Annotated in this window: 20 protein-coding genes; 15 read left to right on the forward strand and 5 right to left on the reverse strand. The window is 68.9% G+C overall.

What is annotated here, in order from left to right:
- Positions 1-16: 16 nt before the first annotated feature.
- The 4 genes from ACQI46_RS11425 to ACQI46_RS11440 are packed head-to-tail and all read left to right on the forward strand — an operon-like array spanning position 17 to position 3714.
- Entirely contained in the window at positions 17-1318 is a 1302-nt protein-coding gene (locus tag ACQI46_RS11425; RefSeq protein ID WP_427094098.1) for an adenosylmethionine--8-amino-7-oxononanoate transaminase, read from the forward strand.
- A 51-nt stretch (positions 1319-1369) separates the two neighbouring features.
- Positions 1370-2512, forward strand: a complete 1143-nt coding sequence (locus tag ACQI46_RS11430) for an 8-amino-7-oxononanoate synthase (protein WP_427094099.1) — start codon at positions 1370-1372, stop codon at positions 2510-2512.
- Entirely contained in the window at positions 2509-3189 is a 681-nt protein-coding gene (gene bioD, locus ACQI46_RS11435) for a dethiobiotin synthase (protein WP_427094100.1), read from the forward strand. Before ACQI46_RS11430 ends, bioD begins: the two co-directional genes overlap by 4 nt.
- On the forward strand, positions 3190-3714 hold the full coding sequence (locus ACQI46_RS11440) for a 2'-5' RNA ligase family protein (RefSeq protein WP_427094101.1): 525 nt from the start codon (positions 3190-3192) through the stop codon (positions 3712-3714).
- Here the strand turns inward: ACQI46_RS11440 and ACQI46_RS11445 are convergent, their stop codons facing one another.
- A complete protein-coding gene (locus tag ACQI46_RS11445; protein ID WP_427094102.1) occupies positions 3715-4287 on the reverse strand; it encodes a TetR/AcrR family transcriptional regulator in 573 nt (190 codons plus the stop codon).
- A gap of 92 nt (positions 4288-4379) precedes the next feature.
- On the opposite strand from ACQI46_RS11445, the gene bioB reads away from it, so the two are divergent.
- The 3 genes from bioB to ACQI46_RS11460 are packed head-to-tail and all read left to right on the forward strand — an operon-like array spanning position 4380 to position 6240.
- Positions 4380-5375 carry a biotin synthase BioB gene (gene bioB, locus ACQI46_RS11450; RefSeq protein ID WP_427094103.1) on the forward strand — a complete coding sequence of 332 codons (996 nt, stop codon included), beginning with the start codon at positions 4380-4382 and terminating at the stop codon, positions 5373-5375.
- The gene (locus ACQI46_RS11455; protein ID WP_427094104.1) at positions 5375-5602 is read left to right on the forward strand and encodes a hypothetical protein; all 228 of its coding nucleotides are present in this window, start codon (positions 5375-5377) and stop codon (positions 5600-5602) included. The genes bioB and ACQI46_RS11455 overlap by 1 nt, the downstream gene beginning before the upstream one ends.
- A complete protein-coding gene (locus ACQI46_RS11460; RefSeq protein ID WP_427094105.1) occupies positions 5599-6240 on the forward strand; it encodes a DUF2567 domain-containing protein in 642 nt (213 codons plus the stop codon). The genes ACQI46_RS11455 and ACQI46_RS11460 overlap by 4 nt, the downstream gene beginning before the upstream one ends.
- On the opposite strand, the gene ACQI46_RS11465 is transcribed toward ACQI46_RS11460, so the two are convergent.
- Together ACQI46_RS11465 and ACQI46_RS11470 are read right to left on the reverse strand one after the other, a co-directional pair.
- Positions 6191-7543 (reverse strand): lipase family protein, encoded by a 1353-nt coding sequence (locus ACQI46_RS11465; RefSeq protein ID WP_427094106.1) that lies wholly within the window; start codon positions 7541-7543, stop codon positions 6191-6193. The genes ACQI46_RS11460 and ACQI46_RS11465 overlap by 50 nt on opposite strands.
- A gap of 42 nt (positions 7544-7585) precedes the next feature.
- Positions 7586-8290 (reverse strand): NUDIX hydrolase, encoded by a 705-nt coding sequence (locus ACQI46_RS11470; RefSeq protein WP_427094107.1) that lies wholly within the window; start codon positions 8288-8290, stop codon positions 7586-7588.
- 48 nt (positions 8291-8338) lie between these two features.
- Here ACQI46_RS11470 and nadA point away from each other — a divergent pair, with 48 nt between their 5' ends.
- Genes nadA through ACQI46_RS11490 form a run of 4 tightly spaced genes read left to right on the forward strand, consistent with a single transcriptional unit; the run spans position 8339 to position 12227 of the window.
- Positions 8339-9370, forward strand: coding sequence for a quinolinate synthase NadA (gene nadA, locus ACQI46_RS11475; RefSeq protein WP_427094108.1), 1032 nt, complete (start codon positions 8339-8341; stop codon positions 9368-9370).
- Positions 9367-10920: an L-aspartate oxidase gene (locus ACQI46_RS11480; protein WP_427094109.1), complete on the forward strand. Its 1554-nt coding sequence runs from the start codon at positions 9367-9369 to the stop codon at positions 10918-10920. Before nadA ends, ACQI46_RS11480 begins: the two co-directional genes overlap by 4 nt.
- Positions 10920-11777, forward strand: a complete 858-nt coding sequence (gene nadC / locus ACQI46_RS11485) for a carboxylating nicotinate-nucleotide diphosphorylase (protein WP_427094110.1) — start codon at positions 10920-10922, stop codon at positions 11775-11777. The genes ACQI46_RS11480 and nadC overlap by 1 nt, the downstream gene beginning before the upstream one ends.
- Before the next feature lie 3 nt (positions 11778-11780).
- Positions 11781-12227: a hypothetical protein gene (locus ACQI46_RS11490; RefSeq protein WP_427094111.1), complete on the forward strand. Its 447-nt coding sequence runs from the start codon at positions 11781-11783 to the stop codon at positions 12225-12227.
- A 3-nt stretch (positions 12228-12230) separates the two neighbouring features.
- Here ACQI46_RS11490 and ACQI46_RS11495 read toward each other — a convergent pair whose 3' ends face one another.
- On the reverse strand, positions 12231-12869 hold the full coding sequence (locus tag ACQI46_RS11495) for a LysE family transporter (RefSeq protein WP_427094112.1): 639 nt from the start codon (positions 12867-12869) through the stop codon (positions 12231-12233).
- A gap of 21 nt (positions 12870-12890) precedes the next feature.
- Entirely contained in the window at positions 12891-13274 is a 384-nt protein-coding gene (locus tag ACQI46_RS11500; RefSeq protein ID WP_427094113.1) for a nitroreductase family deazaflavin-dependent oxidoreductase, read from the reverse strand.
- A 36-nt stretch (positions 13275-13310) separates the two neighbouring features.
- Between ACQI46_RS11500 and hisD the strand changes: the two genes are divergently transcribed.
- From hisD to hisH, 4 genes are read left to right on the forward strand one after another with little or no spacing between them, the layout of a single operon-like run.
- Complete coding sequence (gene hisD / locus ACQI46_RS11505) at positions 13311-14666, forward strand: histidinol dehydrogenase (RefSeq protein WP_427094114.1); 1356 nt, start codon at positions 13311-13313, stop codon at positions 14664-14666.
- Positions 14663-15760, forward strand: a complete 1098-nt coding sequence (locus ACQI46_RS11510) for a histidinol-phosphate transaminase (RefSeq protein WP_427094115.1) — start codon at positions 14663-14665, stop codon at positions 15758-15760. Before hisD ends, ACQI46_RS11510 begins: the two co-directional genes overlap by 4 nt.
- Entirely contained in the window at positions 15757-16395 is a 639-nt protein-coding gene (gene hisB / locus ACQI46_RS11515; protein ID WP_427094116.1) for an imidazoleglycerol-phosphate dehydratase HisB, read from the forward strand. Before ACQI46_RS11510 ends, hisB begins: the two co-directional genes overlap by 4 nt.
- Complete coding sequence (gene hisH / locus ACQI46_RS11520) at positions 16392-17012, forward strand: imidazole glycerol phosphate synthase subunit HisH (RefSeq protein ID WP_427094117.1); 621 nt, start codon at positions 16392-16394, stop codon at positions 17010-17012. Before hisB ends, hisH begins: the two co-directional genes overlap by 4 nt.
- Positions 17013-17030: the final 18 nt, after the last annotated feature.

The raw sequence follows: 17030 nt of genomic DNA on the forward strand, positions 1-17030 counted from the left end.
GGCTAATCTACCGAAGGTGTGTGCGTTGACGCCCATCGAGATCAGCGCCATCGATGCCGCCCACATCTGGCATCCGTACAGCTCGATCGGATCTGATGCACTGGAACCGATCGTGGCGCTGGCTGCGCGCGGGCCTCACCTGACGCTCTCCTACCACGGCCGGGAAGTCGAGGTGCTGGACGCGATGGCGTCCTGGTGGACCGCCGTCCACGGGCATGGGCACCCCGTGCTCGACGAGGCGATCACCCGTCAGCTGGGTCGGATGAACCACGTCATGTTCGGTGGATTGACGCACGAACCGGCTGCGCGGCTGGCGCAGCTGCTGGTCGACATCACGCCGTCGGGACTGGAGACGGTGTTCTTCAGCGACTCCGGTTCGGTTTCGGTCGAGGTCGCGATCAAGATGGCGCTGCAGTATTGGCGCAGCAGCGGGCACAGCGCCAAGAGTCGGTTGATGACCTGGCGCGGCGGTTACCACGGCGACACGTTCACACCGATGAGCGTGTGCGATCCCGACGGCGGCATGCACCAGCTGTGGCGTGGTGAGCACTCACTGCTGGCCGAGCAGGTGTTCGCTCCACCGGTGCCCGCCGCCTACGAACCCGGGTACGTGGCGGCCTTCGCCGAGCAGTTGGGCCGACACGCCCACGAACTGGCCGCGGTGATCGTCGAGCCCGTGGTCCAGGGCGCCGGCGGCATGCGATTCCATGATCCCCGCTATCTGCGCGACCTGCGCCGCCTGTGCGATGAGCACGACGTGCTGCTGATCTTCGACGAGATCGCCACCGGCTTCGGCCGGACCGGTGAGCTGTTCGCCGCCGACCACGCCGGGATCAGCCCCGACATCATGTGCGTCGGCAAGGCATTGACCGGCGGCTATCTGACCCTGGCCGCGACCCTGTGCACGCGTGAAGTGGCCGTGACGATCAGCGACAACGAACCGGGAGCGCTGATGCACGGCCCGACGTTCATGGCCAACGCGCTGGCATGTGCGGTGTCCGTCGCCGCTGTGGAGTTGCTGCTCTCGGGGGACTGGCGGGCACGGGTGCACGCGATCTCGGCCGGTCTGGCCGACGGTCTGGCGCCCGCACGGGAGTTGCCCAACGTCACCGACGTGCGGGTGCTCGGCGCGATCGGGGTGATCGAGACGGATCGGCCTGTGGATCTGCGCGTCGCGACACCGGTGGCTGTCGACAACGGCGTCTGGCTGCGCCCGTTCCGCAACCTCATCTACGTGATGCCTCCATATATCTGTACGCCCGAGCAGGTCGACGACATCACCTCGGCGATGATCGCGGTCGCGCGTGCTCTAACCTGAACGGTGTTCAATACTCGGCTCGCCGAGGTGTTCAACACACAAGGAGCGCCCATGACCCGCGTCAGCACCGATCCGCTGGCGTGGCTCGCCGACGTGGCGACACGGCGCCGAGCCGAGGGGTTGCGCCGGACGTTGCGCACCCGCCCGCCGGTCGGCGCCGAAGTGGATCTGGCCTCTAACGACTACCTCGGGCTCTCCCAGCATCCCCGCGTCATCGACGCGGGCGTCGCGGCGCTGCGCACCTGGGGCGCCGGTTCCACCGGCTCACGGCTGGTCACCGGCAACACCGAATTGCACGAGACGTTCGAGCAGGCGCTGGCCGAGTTCGTCGGCGCCGAGTCGGCGCTGGTCTTCTCCTCGGGCTACACCGCCAACCTGGGTGCTGTCGTCGCGCTGTCGGGGCCGGGATCGCTACTGGTGTCGGACGCCCTGACCCACGCATCACTGGTCGACGCCTGCCGACTGTCGCGCGCACGGGTGGTGGTCAGCCCGCACAATGACGTCGCCGCCGTCGAGGCCGCGTTGGCTTCACGTGACGAGGCGCGCGCCGTGGTGGTCACCGACTCCGTCTTCTCCGCCGACGGGACCCTCGCACCGATCCGCGCGCTGCACGACGCGTGCCGCCGGCACGGCGCGTTACTGCTGGTCGATGAGGCGCACGGCCTCGGTGTGCGCGGCGACGGCGGCCGTGGCCTGCTGCACGAGGTCGGCCTGGCCGGCTCGCCCGATGTCGTGATGACGACGACGCTGTCCAAGGCGCTGGGCAGCCAAGGCGGTGTGGTGCTGGGGCCGGCGGCGGTCCGCGAACATCTGATCGACGCGGCGCGGCCCTTCATCTTCGACACCGGGCTGGCGCCGGCGGCCGTCGGTGCCGCCCTCGCGGCGTTGGAGGTGCTCGTCGCAGAACCTGGTCGCGCGCAGCGGGTGCTCGACCGCGCCGCCGAACTCGCGGCGATGTGCGGAGTCGAGGAAGTCCCGCCCTCCGCGGTGGTGTCGGTGATCCTCGGCGACCCAGACGTCGCGGTCGCCGCGGCCGCGGCGTGCCTGGACCGCGGTGTGCGCGTCGGCTGCTTCCGGCCGCCCACGGTGCCGGCGGGCACCTCCCGGTTGCGTCTGACGGCGCGCGCGTCGCTGACCGACGACGAGATGGCGCTGGCCCGGCAGGCCTTCACCGAGGTGCTCTCGCCGGCGTGAGTGTTCTCGTCGTCACCGGGACCGACACAGGGGTCGGCAAGACCATCGCCACCGCAGCGCTGGCGTGCCACGCCCGGCTTGCCGGCCTGGACGTCGCGGTGTGCAAACCGGTGCAGACCGGTACCGCTGACGGCGACGACGACCTCGCCGAGGTCGGGCGGCTGTCCGGTGTGCAGGAATTGCACGGGCTGGGCCGGTTCCCCGAACCGCTCGCACCACTGGCCGCAGCGCAACGCGTCGGTGCGCAGCTACCGAGCCGCGGCGATCTCACGGCGCTGGCCGCCACGGTGGACCGGCCCGGACGACTCACGTTGGTCGAAGGTGCGGGCGGTCTCCTCGTGGAGATCGGGTCCGGTGCTGTCACCCTGCGCGATGTCGCCCACGATCTGGCTGCGCCGGTGTTGGTGGTCGTCCGCTCCGGCCTGGGCACCCTCAACCACACCGCGTTGACCCTAGAGGCGCTGAGCACCGCGGGACTTGTCTGTGCGGGCCTGGTGATCGGTTCCTGGCCGGAGTCGGCAGGCGTGGCCGATGTCGACAACCGCGACGCGCTGGCCCGCCAGGCTCCGGTGCGCGCGGTGCTGCCGGCCGGTGCCAGGACACTGTCCGCCGACGAGTTCGCCTCGGTCAGCCAAGCAGCCTTCGACACGTCCTGGGTGCGGGCACTGGTGACCTGAATGGTCCATTCAGTCGAGTTGCTGTTCGACGACGACACCGAGGCCGCGGTGCGGCAGGTGTGGCAGGACCTCGCCGATGCGGGCATCCGCAGCCTGGCGGGGCACACGTCGCCGACGAACCGGCCGCACGTGACACTGACCGTCTCCGAGCATCTCGACGACGCAGTCGATGAATCGCTGCGCACGCTCCTGAGCCGACTGCCGTTGCCGTGCATGATCGGTGCCCCGATGCTGTTCGGTTCCCCTCGTGCGCTGACCCTGGTGCGCCTGCTGGTCCCGTCTGCCGAACTGCTGGATCTGCACGCCGAGACGCACCGGGTGGCGAGGCCGTACATGCCCAACGGGCCATTGCCACACGCGGATCCGGGGCGCTGGACGCCGCACGTCACCCTGGCTCGGCGGGTACCGGCCGACCTGTTGGCGACGGCGATCGGACTGCGGCGGGTCACCCGGGACATCCGCGGCACCGCCCTGGCCCTGCGGCACTGGGACGGCAACGCCAAGGTGGTCGACCCGATCGAGTGATCAGGTCTGCGACCGGCTGTGCGCCGCGATCCCGTCCATCAACAGTTGGAGCCCGAATTCGAAACGCGCGGTCGGGTTTTCGGTCCACACCGTCTGCGATACCTGCGCACCGGCGGCGTCCCACTGCAGGCGGGACTGCTCGTCGACGGTGAATCCGAGCACGTAGTAGACGACCGTGCGGGCCGCCAACTCGGTATGTGCAGGCGCCACACCGGCTTCGGCGGCGGCGCCCCCCAGCGCTGCGAGCACTTCGTCCATGGTGGCCGACTGCCCGGCCGCGAAGCTCGCCGACACCAACTCGGCGCCGTCGGTGTGGGACAGCAGCGCATTGCGCAACCCGTGACAGATCGTCGTGACCCGCTCGTGCCATCCACCGGTGAGGTCGTCGAATGTCGGGAGCAGATGGTCGGCGACGGCGCCCAACAACTGTTGCTTGTTCGCGAAATGCCAGTACAGCGCGCCGGGGGAGACCTCGAGCTCGCGCGCGAGCCGACGCATGGTCAGATCGGCCAGGCCGTAGGAATCCAGCAGCGAGGTCGCCGCCTCGACCACGTCGCGTTTGTGAAGCTGCACACCGGTACCCTAACCTGAACGGTGTTCAAGGGTCGGCTCAGCCGACGTGTTCAACGGTCGGCTCAGCCGACGTGTTCAACGGAAGGCAATCGGTGAGCGACATTCTGGCAGTGGCCCGTGAGCAGGTACTGGAACGCGGCGAAGGCCTGAACCAGGACCAGACCCTGCAGGTGCTCCAACTGCCGGACGACCGACTCGACGACCTGCTCGCCCTGGCCCACGACGTGCGCATGAAGTGGTGCGGACCCGACGTGGAGGTCGAGGGCATCATCAGCCTCAAGACCGGTGGGTGCCCCGAGGACTGCCACTTCTGTTCGCAGTCCGGACTCTTCGCCTCGCCGGTGCGCAGCGCCTGGCTGGACATCCCGAGTCTGGTCGAAGCGGCCAAGCAGACCGCCAAGACCGGGGCGACCGAATTCTGCATCGTCGCGGCGGTACGCGGACCAGACGAGCGCCTGCTCGCGCAGGTGGCCGCCGGTATCGAGGCCATCCGCAACGAGGTCGACATTCAGATCGCCTGTTCGCTGGGCATGTTGACCCAGGAGCAGGTCGACCAGCTCGCAGCCATGGGCGTGCACCGGTACAACCACAACCTCGAGACCGCCCGCTCGTTCTTCACCAACGTCGTCACCACGCATTCGTGGGAAGAGCGTTGGGGCACACTGCAAATGGTGCGCGAGGCCGGCATGGAGGTCTGCTGCGGCGGCATCCTGGGCATGGGGGAGACGCTCGAGCAGCGCGCCGAGTTCGCCGCCAACCTGGCCGAGCTGGACCCGCACGAGGTACCGCTGAACTTTCTCAACCCGCGGCCCGGCACCCCGTTCGGCGATCTCGATGTGCTGCCGGCCGGCGAGGCGCTCAAGGCCGTCGCAGCGTTCCGGCTGGCCCTGCCCCGCACCATGTTGCGCTTCGCCGGCGGCCGCGAGATCACCCTGGGCGACCTGGGCGCCAAAAAGGGCATCCTCGGTGGCATCAACGCCGTGATCGTCGGCAACTACCTGACCACGCTGGGCCGACCCGCCGAAGCCGACCTCGAATTGCTCGACGACCTGCAGATGCCCATCAAGGCCCTCAACGCCACGCTGTGATGACCACCGACCTTCCCGCCCCGGTCGGCGCGGGAACCTACAACGTTTACACGGGCGGCCCGGCCGGTAGCTCCGTCCCGACAGCGGCGCAGCTCGGGCTCGAACCGCCACGGTTCTGCGCGGCCTGCGGGCGCCGGATGATCGTGCAGGTACGGCCCGACGGCTGGTGGGCCAAGTGCTCCCGTCACGGCCTGGTCGACTCACACGATCTGGACCTCTTCCGATGACCGCCGCCGTGAGGGAGTCCAGGGTGTCGCGTCGCGGCGCGGTGGTGCGGGTGCTCGCGGCACTGGTCGCGGCCGGGGCGATCGTCGGCGCACTCTGGGCGTTGGTGGCCCCACCGATCCACGGGATCGTGGCGCTGACGCGCAGCGGTGACCGCATCAAGGCTGCGATCGGCAACGAAGCCGATCACTGGTTCACCGCCGCCGCGATGTTCGTCGGGATGCTGTCGGTCCTGGCCGTCGTGGCGGCCGTCCTGGCGTGGCAGTGGCGGGCCCACCGCGGCCCGGTGATGATCGGTGCGCTGAGCGCCGGGGCGGTTGCGGCCGCTGCGGCGGCGGCCGGTGTCGGCACTCTGGTGGCGCGCTGGCGGTACGGCAGCATCGACGTCGCGACCGCGCCGGTCACCGAGGACGATCGCGTCCACTACATCACCGAGGCGCCCGCGGTGTTCTTCGGGCACACCCCGCTACAGATCGCGCTGACGTTGCTGCTGCCGGCCGCCATCATCGCCGGGGTGTACGTCCTGGCGGCCGTGGCGACGCCGCGCGACGATCTCGGTGCCTGGCCGCCGGTGGACTATCCGGTGGTGCTCACCGATCGAATTGCGACAGGGGCTGACGTTCCACCCGTCGTCCCGTGATGACCTTCGCGGTGATCTTGCCCAGCGTGAGCATGCCCCGATAGGTCGACGGGTTCAGCAACGTCGGCCATTTGGTGCGGGCGATGTGCGTGCCCAGCGGTCGTCCGGCGAACCGGTCGCGCAGCCAGCGGAGCGTCATCGGTGCCGACATCGGATGCAACAGCAGGTGCTCGCTGAACATGTCGCGGTGGTAGGTGACGCTGGCCCCGCCCCGGGTGTAGGTCTCGGTGAGGACGTCGATGTCGTTGACGGACACGATGCGGTCGTGCACGGCCTGCACGATCAGCACCGGCGTCCTGGGTGCGGCGGTGCCGAGTTTGATGGAGTCGAAGACCTTCTGCACCTCGGGGGTCAGCAGGATCTCCTCGAGCGGCCGGTCGATCATCGTGGCCATGTCCCGGCCCACGAGCGCCAGCATCGCGTGCGCGGTGGTCATCTTCTCGATGCGGGCCAGCATCGCCTTGCCCTCGACGGTGGCGTGCTCGTCGATGATGCGGTGCAACTCGGGATAGACGTGTGTCAACGCGGCGACGACCAGCGCCGGCAGACCCGAGTAGATGCTGCCGTTGAGGCGCTTGAACGCATGACCGAGGTCTCCGACCGGTGAGCCCAGCACGGCGCCGACGAGGTTGAGGTCGGGCGCATAGTCGTCCTGGACCTCGGCCGCCCACGCGGAAGCCAAGCCGCCGCCGGAGTACCCCCACAGACCGACAGGCGACTCGGGGGCCAGTCCGAACGGCTGGTGGTTGATCGCCGCGCGGACTCCGTCGAGCACGTGGTAACCGGGCTCGTACGGTGCGCCCCAGATGCCGGTCGACCCCTCGTGGTCGGGCACCGACACTGCCCATCCCTCGGCCAGTGCTGCGGCCACCAGCAGAAACTCGAACTGGGCCACCGCGCCGACCGCTTTGGCGCCGCGCCGCAGCGCGTAGGACGGGAAGCAGCGGCCGGCGATGGCATCGATGGCGCACTGGTAGGACACGATCGGCAGCGGCCGGTCGGTCGCGCGTTCCGCGGGGATCAACACGGTGGTGACGGCGGCCTGCGGATCACCGTTGAGGTCGGTGCTGCGGTACAGCAGTTGAGTGGCCTGCAGTTTCTGCGGGATCAGGCCGAGAAACGCCAGCTCGACCTCGCGGGAGCGCAGTACCGTGCCGGGGCGCGCATGCTCGAAACCGTTCGGTGGCTGGTAGAAGAGGTCGTCGCTCGGGAGGATCGGGCGCGCGTTGCGCTGCAGCGGCTCATGGGGGGCCTGACCGATCCATTCGGCGCCGGTCGACCGCGCCACGTTGCCCAAGTCCATCCAGGCATTGTTACTTAAGAGTGCTTTAAGAATCCAGTCGACTCACCCGGGCGGACGCAGCGCCGCGAACTCGTCGGTGACCCGGTACCGGGACTCGGTGAAGCGGTACAACGCGGCCGGGCGCCCACCGCTGCGACCGGATCGCGCAGTCGTACCGGTACGGGTGATCACGCCCCGGCGCTCGAGCACCCGCTGCAGGTTGGTGGCATCGACCTGGTAGCTCAGCGCCGCCCCGTAGATGTCGCGGAGCGTCGACAACGCGAATTCGGCTGGCGCCAAGGCGAATCCGATGTTGGTGTAGGACAGTTTGGCGACCAGCCGCTGGTGGGCGTGCTGCACCATCGGCCCGTGGTCGAACGCCATCGGCGGCAGCTCGCTGACCGGGTGCCATCGTGTGTCCGACGGTAGTTCGGGGGTCGCGGGGGAGGGCACCAGACCGAGGAATGTGGAGGCGATCGTGCGGGGTCCCGGCACCCGGGCCGGGTCGGAGAACACCGCCAACTGCTCGAGGTGGGCAAGTTCGCGCAGGTCGACCTTCTCGGCAAGCTGCCGTCGCACCGAGCTGGTCAGATCTTCGTCGGCGCCGAGCCGGCCGCCGGGCAACGACCACTTGCTGCGCTCGGGGTCCAACGCGCGCTGCCACAAGAGCACGTGAAGTGCGGGTTTGCCGTCGGCGCCCGACGTGTCGACGGGACGAACCTGGAACACGACGGCCAGCACTTCATGCTCGGTGCTAGTATGTGCCATGTTTTCGATTGTAAGTCGAAAACCTCGACCTTGGGAAAGGAGGCGGCGATGACGGTGATCGCTGACGATCTCGCGGATCGGATCGTGGACGGACCCGACGGGTTCTCCGGTGTCGACGCCGATGAGGCATGGGCCGCAGAAGTGCGCCGCCTCGTCGAGCTGCGGGGCGCGACGCTGCTGGCGCACAACTATCAACTGCCCGCCATCCAGGACGTCGCCGACCATGTCGGTGACTCGCTGGCCCTGTCGCGCATCGCCGCCGAGGCGCCGGAGGACACGATCATCTTCGCGGGCGTGCACTTCATGGCCGAAACCGCCAAGATCCTCTCGCCGGACAAGACGGTGCTGATCCCAGACCAGCGGGCAGGCTGCTCGCTGGCCGACTCGATCAGCGCCGAGGAACTGCGCGCCTGGAAGGCCGACCACCCCGGCGCGGTCGTGGTGTCGTATGTCAACACCACCGCAGCGGTGAAGGCCGAGACCGACATCTGCTGCACGTCCTCCAACGCCGTGGAGGTCGTCGCGTCCATCCCCGAGGATCGCGACGTGTTGTTCTGCCCGGACCAGTTCCTCGGCGCCCACGTTCGACGGATGACCGGTCGCAAGAACCTGCACATCTGGGCCGGGGAATGCCACGTACACGCCGGCATCAACGGTGACGAACTCGCCGAGCAGGCACGCACGCACCCGGACGCCGAACTGTTCGTGCATCCCGAATGCGGTTGCGCGACCTCGGCGCTCTACCTGGCCGGGGAAGGCTCGTTCCCGGAGGAGCGGGTGAAGATCCTGTCGACCGGCGGCATGCTCGACGCCGCCCGCGAGACCGGGGCGCGCCAGGTTCTGGTCGCCACCGAGGTGGGCATGCTGCACCAATTGCGCCGTGCGGCACCAGAAGTCGACTTCCGCGCGGTCAACGACCGGGCATCGTGCCGGTACATGAAGATGATCACGCCGGCGGCGATGCTGCGTTGCCTGATCGAAGGCGCCGACGAGGTCCACGTGGACCCGGACGTCGCTGCGGCCGCTCGCTTGAGCGTGACGCGGATGATCGAGATCGGGCAGCCCGGCGGCGGGGAATGACCCCAGCCTGCGGCGGCGCGGGAGTCTGGCGCCAACGCGCAGACGTGGTGGTGGTCGGCACCGGCGTGGCGGGTCTGGCCGCAGCGCTCGCCGCCCACCGGCAGGGGTCGAAGGTCGTCCTGCTCAGCAAGGCTGACCAGACCGCGACGTTCTACGCGCAGGGCGGCATCGCCGTCGTCCTGCCCGACACCGATGATTCGGTCGAAGCTCACGTCACCGACACCGTCGTGGCAGGCGCCGGTCTCAGCGATCCCGCGGCGGTGCGGTCCATCGTCGCCGACGGGCACCGCGCCGTCTGCGAACTCGTCGGCGCCGGAGCAGTGTTCGACGAATCAGCACCGGGCCGGTGGGCGCTGACCCGGGAGGGCGGGCACTCGCGCCGGCGGATCATCCACGCCGGCGGCGATGCCACCGGCGCCGAAGTGCAGCGCGCGCTCAACCACGCCGCGGCCACCCTCGACATCCGTCGCAACCACCTGGCCCTCGAGGTCCTGGTCAGCGACGCCGGGGTGTCCGGAGTGCTGGTCTCCAGCGACGACGGGCTCGGCGTCATCCATGCGCCCTCGGTGATTCTGGCCACCGGGGGATTGGGGCACCTCTACCAGTCCACCACCAACCCCGACGGCTCCACCGGCGACGGCATCGCCCTCGCACTGTGGGCCGGGCTGCCGGTCGCCGACATCGAATTCATCCAGTTCCACCCGACCATGCTCTACACCGCCGAGGCCGGGGGACGCCGGCCGCTGATCACCGAGGCTTTGCGCGGCGAGGGCGCGAAACTCGTCGATCGCCATGGTGTCTCGGTGACCGCCGGTGCCCACCCGATGGGCGACCTGGCGCCGCGAGATGTGGTGGCCGCGGCCATCGAGGCTCGGCTGAGCGCCTCGGGGGAGCCGTGCGTGTACCTGGACGCACGCGCGGTTCCGGACCTGCCGGTCCGCTTCCCGACCGTCACCGCTGCATGCCTGGCCGCTGGGATCGAGCCGACACAGCAGCCGATCCCGGTCGTGCCGGGAGCGCACTACAGCTGCGGAGGCGTGGTCACCGACGTCGACGGGCGCACTGCGCGGCCGGGTTTGTTCAGCGCCGGCGAAGTCGCCCGCACCGGAATGCACGGCGCCAACCGCCTGGCATCCAACAGTCTGCTCGAGGGGCTTGTCGTGGGTGACCGTGCCGGTCGCGCGGCCGCTCGTCACGCCGCGGCTGCAGGACCTGTCCGCATGCAGATCCCGTCGATGCCTGTGCGGCCCGCGATGCCGCGGGAACGGTTGCAGGCGCTGATGACCCGGCACGTGACGGTCATGCGCAGAGCCGCGGGATTGGCCGAGGCGCTCGACGAACTCGACTCCGCCGAACCTCGTCCGATGCGAACCCGCCGCGACATCGAAGACGCCGCGTTGACCGCGGTAGCCTCCGTGGTGGCCGCAGCGGCGTTGGCCCGCACCGAAACTCGCGGATGCCACCATCGTGCGGACTTTCCGGACACCGACCCGGCGCAGGCGTTCACCACTGAGCACACTGCAGCCGGCCTGACTCCCGCGGGGTGTTGATGGACTTCGGCGACGCCGAACGCAACGAGGCGCGCGACGTGATCGCGCGCGCGCTCGACGAGGATCTGCGCTATGGGCCCGATGTGACCACGCTGGCCACCGTGCCCGCCGAGGCCACCACGACAGCATCGGTGGTGGCCCGGGAACCCGGCGTGCTCGCCGGTTCCGAAATCGCCCTGCTGGTGCTCGACGCCGTGCTCGGCGAGGACGGATACCGCGTCATCCACCAGGTGCCCGACGGGACGCGACTCTCGCCCCGGGACGCCGCGTTGACCATCGAGGCGCCGACGCAGGGCCTGCTCACCGCCGAGCGCACGCTCCTGAACCTGGTGTGCCATCTGTCGGGCATCGCGACCACGACCGCCGCGTGGGTGGCGGCCGTCGCCGAAACCTCGGCGCAGATTCGCGACACCCGCAAGACCCTGCCCGGGCTTCGCGCCCTGCAGAAGTACGCAGTGCGGGTCGGCGGAGGCGTCAACCACCGCATGGGCCTCGGGGATGCCGCCTTGATCAAGGACAACCACGTGGCCGCCGCAGGATCGGTTGTCGCCGCGCTGCGTGAGGTCCGTTCGGCCGCACCGGATCTGCCGTGCGAAGTGGAGGTCGACTCGCTCGAGCAGCTCGACGAGGTGCTCGCCGAGGGAGTGGAACTCATCCTGCTCGACAACTTCCCGGTGTGGCAGACGCAGATCGCCGCTCAGCGCCGCGCCGCGACCAGTCCGCAGACCAAACTGGAGTCCTCGGGCGGGCTGGCACTGGAGAACGCCGCCGACTACGCAGGCACCGGCGTGGACTACCTCGCTGTCGGGGCGCTGACGCATTCGGTGCGGGTGCTTGATCTGGGGTTGGATCTCTAATCGATGAAAGTGTCGCTGTCGGTTGCCGTGCTGGCACTGGTGGTCGCGGTCTTCGCGCTGATACGCACCATCGACCGTGAACCGGACTACACCGAGGCGCAGCGCGCCGAGGCGACCCGGGCGACGTGCGCGGCGTATCAGACGGTCCGCACCGCCGTCGGCACCAACACCAACACCGAACCACCCGGCGGGTCCACCGACATCGCCGGTGCGCTTGCCGCGGCCGCCAACGCGCGCGTCGCGCTGCTCGACGGCGGACAGTACCTGTTGGCCCGCCTGGAACCGGCCACACCGGCCGATCTGGCCGACGACGTCCGCGAGTTCGCCAACCAGCTGATGGACATCGGCGCCGCAGCGACTGCCGGGGTGCCCAACACCGACGCAGACCAGGCTGCCCGCCTGGCCGCCGCCGAGGCGGCCAGTGCGGCGATCAGCGGCCGCTGCCGCTGACGGTCAGGCCGCAGCCGGTCCGCGCCGCAGTAGTGAGAGCAGCACAGCAGCCGCCGCGAACAGGGCGGAAAACGCGCGGTTGAGCAGCGTCTGTTGACGCCCCGTGCGCAACATGGTCAGCAGGCGGACAGCCAACCCGGTGTAGAGGCCCATCACCACCATGTCGACGGCGACCATCGTCGAACCGATCGCCAGATACTGCGGCAGCAGAGGCGCCGTCGGTACGACGAACTGTGGCATCACGGCGAGGAAGAACAGCAGTCCCTTCGGATTGGTGGCGTTGACCAGGAAGCCGCGCACCAGGAGGGCCCGCCTTCCCCCGTCGACCGCCACGTCCATCCCGGCAGTCACATCGACCGGCGCGCTGCGCCACTGGCGGATCGCCAGATAGATGAGGTAGGCGACACCCACCCACTTGATGACGGTGAACGCCACGATCGAGTTGGCCACGGCCGCACCCAGCCCGAACGCCACCAGCGCCAGCTGCAACATCAAGCCGACTTCGAGGCCGACGATGCTCCAGTAGCCGCGCTTGACTCCATGAGTCACACCGGTGGCCATGGACTGGATGGCTCCGGCACCTGGAGACACCGCGATCACGATGGCCGCGCCGGCGAAAGCCAGCCACATCTGCCACGTCATGGCGTCAGTGTGACAGCAGGGTCAAGCGATATCGGCGACGAACACCGCGACCGTCTTGGCCTGTCGGCGTGCAATGGCGGGCAGCGCCTCCACGCCCTGGCCGTTCGGCACGATCCGCGGGTTGACGATGTGGACTTCGTCACGGAAGAGCCGCACATCGGCTTCCCCAGCCGCGAGCACGTTCTTGGCCCAGTCGGTCTTGCCATGACCCAGCACGATCGCCAACTGGCCACCTTTACGGTAGGCCGTGACCACCGCCTCGTACTGCCGCCCGGACTTGCGACCTCGGTGTTTGATGATCGACAGGCCCGGCAGCTTGCCGCCGAGCGGCTTGATCACCGGGTTGAAATACTTGATCTGAATCCGGTCGAGCCATTCCGGGAACATTCTCGGCAAGTCGGTCATGACGCCTCCAAATTGGATTTGGCCTGCTCTGGGACAATGGTCAGCGTGAATGTATCGCCAGGGCTTCTGCGGCGCATCGATCTGCGTGGCACGACGTTGTCGGCGGCCCGTCTGCGCTCGGCTCTGCCGCGCGGCGGCGTCGACGTCGACGCTGTTCTGCCCAAGGTCCGGCCCATCGTCGAGGCGGTCGAAGCTCGCGGGGCCGAGGCCGCGCTCGAGTACGGCGCTTCCTTCGACGGCGTGCGGCCCGAGCAGGTCCGGGTGCCGTCCGAAAAGCTCGCGACGGCATTGGAGACGCTCGACGCCGACGTCCGCGTCGCGCTCGAGGTCGCCATCGAACGCGCCCGCGCCGTACACGCCGACCAGCGACGCACCGATACAACAACCACCCTGGCGCCGGGGGCGACCGTCACGGAGCGCTGGGTGCCTGTCGAGCGGGTCGGCTTGTATGTGCCGGGCGGCAACGCCGTCTACCCGTCCAGCGTTGTGATGAACGTGGTGCCGGCCCAGACCGCCGGAGTGGACTCCCTGGTCATCGCGAGCCCGCCGCAAGCCTCCGTGCAGGGCCCCTTCCACGGCCTGCCGCACCCGACCATCCTTGCTGCGGCCGCCCTGCTGGGCGTCGAGGAAGTCTGGGCGGTCGGCGGTGCGCAGGCGGTCGCGCTGCTGGCCTACGGCGGCACCGACACCGACGGGTCCGAGCTCGCGCCGGTGGACATGATCACCGGGCCGGGCAACATCTACGTCACCGCAGCCAAGCGGATCTGCCGCTCGCAGGTCGGGATCGACGCCGAAGCCGGCCCCACCGAGATCGCGATCCTCGCCGATCACACCGCCGATCCCGTCCACGTCGCCGCCGATCTGATCAGCCAGGCCGAGCACGACGAGATGGCTGCCAGCGTCCTGGTCACCGACAGCCAGGCACTGGCCGACGCCACCGACCGCGAACTCGCCGCGCAGCTGGAGACCACTGTGCACCGTGAGCGGGTCACCGCGGCACTGCGTGGGCAGCAGTCGGCCATCGTGCTGGTCGACGACCTCGACACCGGCGTTCGCACGGTCAACGCCTACGCCGCCGAGCACCTCGAGATCCAGACCGTCGAGGCCGCCGACGTCGCGACCCGGATCCGTTCTGCCGGCGCGATATTCGTCGGTCCCTACTCTCCGGTGAGCCTCGGCGACTACTGCGCCGGGTCCAACCACGTCCTGCCCACCGCCGGCTGCGCGCGGCACTCCAGCGGGTTGTCGGTGCAGACGTTCCTGCGTGGCATCCACGTCGTCGACTACACCGAGGCCGCACTCAAAGACGTGTCGGGACACGTCATCACGCTGGCCAACGCCGAGAATCTGCCGAGCCACGGCGAAGCGGTGCGTCGGAGGTTCGAGCGATGACCGAGGTGAGCCTCGACGATCTGCCGCTGCGTGCGGATCTGCGCGGCAAATCACCCTACGGCGCACCGCAATTGGCGGTCCCCGTGCGGCTGAACACCAACGAGAACCCGCACCCGCCGACCGAGGCGTTGATCGAGGATGTCGCCGCGTCGGTGCGCGACGCGGCAGCCGAACTGCACCGCTATCCCGACCGGGACGCGGTGGCGTTGCGCGCGGACCTGGCCGAGTATCTGACCAAGCAGACCGGGCACCGCGTCGGTGTCGAAAATGTATGGGCGGCAAACGGATCGAACGAGATCCTGCAGCAGCTCCTGCAGGCGTTCGGTGGCCCCGGGCGCAGCGCGATCGGCTTCGTGCCGTCGTACTCGATGCATCCGATCATCGCCGACGGAACCCAGACCACCTGGCTGGTGGCCAACCGGGCCGAGGATTTCAGCCTCGATGCCGGCGTGGCGGCGCGCGCGATCAAAGAGCATGCCCCGGACGTGGTGTTCGTGGCCAGCCCGAACAACCCGTCCGGTCAGAGCGTCCCAACCGAGGATCTGCGTCAGCTGCTCGACGCTCAGTCCGGCGGCATCGTGATCGTCGACGAGGCCTACGGCGAGTTCTCCTCGCAGCCCAGTGCGATCGGGTTGATCGAGGACTACCCGACCAAGCTCGTGGTGACGCGGACGATGAGCAAGGCGTTCGCGTTCGCCGGCGGACGGCTGGGCTACCTGGTGGCCACGCCGGCGATGATCGACGCCATGTTGCTGGTGCGACTGCCCTACCACCTGTCGTCACTCACCCAGGCCGCCGCACGCGCGGCACTGCGGCACGCGGACGACACGTTGGCCAGCGTCGCCACGCTGATCTCCGAGCGGGAACGGGTATCCCGGGAATTACAGACCCTGGGGTTCCGCGTTATACCCAGCGACGCGAATTTCCTGATGTTCGGGGAGTTCACCGACGCCCACGAGACGTGGCAGCGCTATCTCGACGAGGGCGTCCTCATCCGCGATGTGGGAATCCCCGGATACCTGCGCACAACGATCGGCCTGACCGACGAGAACGACGCGCTGCTGGCAGCCAGCGCACGAATAGGAGCATCGTGACCACTTCCACCGGCGAACCCGAGCGCGTCGCCCGTCGCGCCTCGATCACCCGCACGACCAAGGAGTCCGACATCGCCGTCGAGTTGAATCTCGACGGCACCGGACAGGTCAGCGTCGACACCGGTGTGCCGTTCTTCGACCACATGCTCACCTCGTTGGGGAGTCATGCCAGCTTCGATCTGACGGTGAAGGCCACCGGCGACATCGAGATCGAAGGCCATCACACCATCGAGGACACCGCGATCGTGCTGGGGCAGGCGCTCGGCCAGGCCCTCGGCGACAAACGCGGTATCCGCCGCTTCGGCGACGCGTACATCCCGATGGACGAATCGCTGGCACACGCCGCGGTAGACGTCTCCGGCCGGCCCTACTTCGTGCACACCGGCGAGCCCGACTACATGGTCGAATTCACCATCGCCGGGTCCTCGGCGCCGTATCACACCGTCGTCAACCGGCACGTCTTCGAGTCCCTGGCGTTCAACGCCCGGATCGCGCTGCACGTGCGCACCCTCTACGGACGCGATCCGCACCACATCACCGAAGCGCAGTACAAGGCCGTCGCGCGGGCGCTACGCACCGCCGTGGAGTACGACGCTCGGGTCAGCGGTGTGCCGTCCACCAAAGGCACCCTGTGAGCAAGAAACTCGTGGTGCTCGACTACGGATCGGGCAACCTCCGCTCAGCCCAGCGTGCTCTCGAGCGCGTGGGTGCAGATGTCGAGGTGACCGCCGATCCGTCCGCGGCGATGGCAGCCGACGGTCTGGTGGTGCCTGGCGTCGGAGCGTTCGAATCCTGCATGGCCGGTCTGCGCTCCATCGACGGTGAGAAGATCATCGCCGACCGCCTGTCCGCGGGTCGTCCGGTGCTCGGGGTGTGCGTGGGAATGCAGATCCTGTTCTCCCGCGGTGTGGAATTCGGGGTCGAGACCGCCGGATGCGGCCAGTGGCCCGGATCCGTCGTGCGTCTGGACGCCCCGGTGATCCCGCACATGGGCTGGAACGTCGTCGACGCCCCGTCCGACAGCGTGCTGTTCGCCGGAATGAGCGCCGACACCCGCTTCTACTTCGTGCACTCGTATGCGGCCCAGCAGTGGGAGGGCAATCCCGACGCCCGACTCACCTGGGCCACCCACCACGTGCCCTTCCTCGCCGCGGTCGAAGACGGGCCGCTGTCGGCGACCCAGTTCCATCCCGAGAAGAGCGGGGACGCCGGTGCCGAATTGCTGTCGAACTGGGTTGGAGCGCTAAGTTGACCAGCGTGAATTCCGTGA

The sequence above is a fragment of the Mycobacterium sp. SMC-4 genome, assembly GCF_050205565.1.
GTDB lineage: Bacteria > Actinomycetota > Actinomycetes > Mycobacteriales > Mycobacteriaceae > Mycobacterium.

Bases quoted from the DNA above. Each gene is read 5' to 3' on its own strand.
- ACQI46_RS11430 (WP_427094099.1), top strand. From the start codon at position 1,370: ATGACCCGCGTCAGCACCGATCCGCTGGCGTGGCTCGCCGACGTGGCG.
- ACQI46_RS11440 (WP_427094101.1), top strand. From the start codon at position 3,190: ATGGTCCATTCAGTCGAGTTGCTGTTCGACGACGACACCGAGGCCGCG.
- ACQI46_RS11455 (WP_427094104.1), top strand. From the start codon at position 5,375: ATGACCACCGACCTTCCCGCCCCGGTCGGCGCGGGAACCTACAACGTT.
- ACQI46_RS11460 (WP_427094105.1), top strand. From the start codon at position 5,599: ATGACCGCCGCCGTGAGGGAGTCCAGGGTGTCGCGTCGCGGCGCGGTG.
- ACQI46_RS11465 (WP_427094106.1), bottom strand. From the start codon at position 7,543: ATGGACTTGGGCAACGTGGCGCGGTCGACCGGCGCCGAATGGATCGGT.
- ACQI46_RS11470 (WP_427094107.1), bottom strand. From the start codon at position 8,290: ATGGCACATACTAGCACCGAGCATGAAGTGCTGGCCGTCGTGTTCCAG.
- nadA (WP_427094108.1), top strand. From the start codon at position 8,339: ATGACGGTGATCGCTGACGATCTCGCGGATCGGATCGTGGACGGACCC.
- ACQI46_RS11480 (WP_427094109.1), top strand. From the start codon at position 9,367: ATGACCCCAGCCTGCGGCGGCGCGGGAGTCTGGCGCCAACGCGCAGAC.
- nadC (WP_427094110.1), top strand. From the start codon at position 10,920: ATGGACTTCGGCGACGCCGAACGCAACGAGGCGCGCGACGTGATCGCG.
- ACQI46_RS11490 (WP_427094111.1), top strand. From the start codon at position 11,781: ATGAAAGTGTCGCTGTCGGTTGCCGTGCTGGCACTGGTGGTCGCGGTC.
- ACQI46_RS11495 (WP_427094112.1), bottom strand. From the start codon at position 12,869: ATGACGTGGCAGATGTGGCTGGCTTTCGCCGGCGCGGCCATCGTGATC.
- ACQI46_RS11500 (WP_427094113.1), bottom strand. From the start codon at position 13,274: ATGACCGACTTGCCGAGAATGTTCCCGGAATGGCTCGACCGGATTCAG.
- hisD (WP_427094114.1), top strand. From the start codon at position 13,311: ATGGTCAGCGTGAATGTATCGCCAGGGCTTCTGCGGCGCATCGATCTG.
- ACQI46_RS11510 (WP_427094115.1), top strand. From the start codon at position 14,663: ATGACCGAGGTGAGCCTCGACGATCTGCCGCTGCGTGCGGATCTGCGC.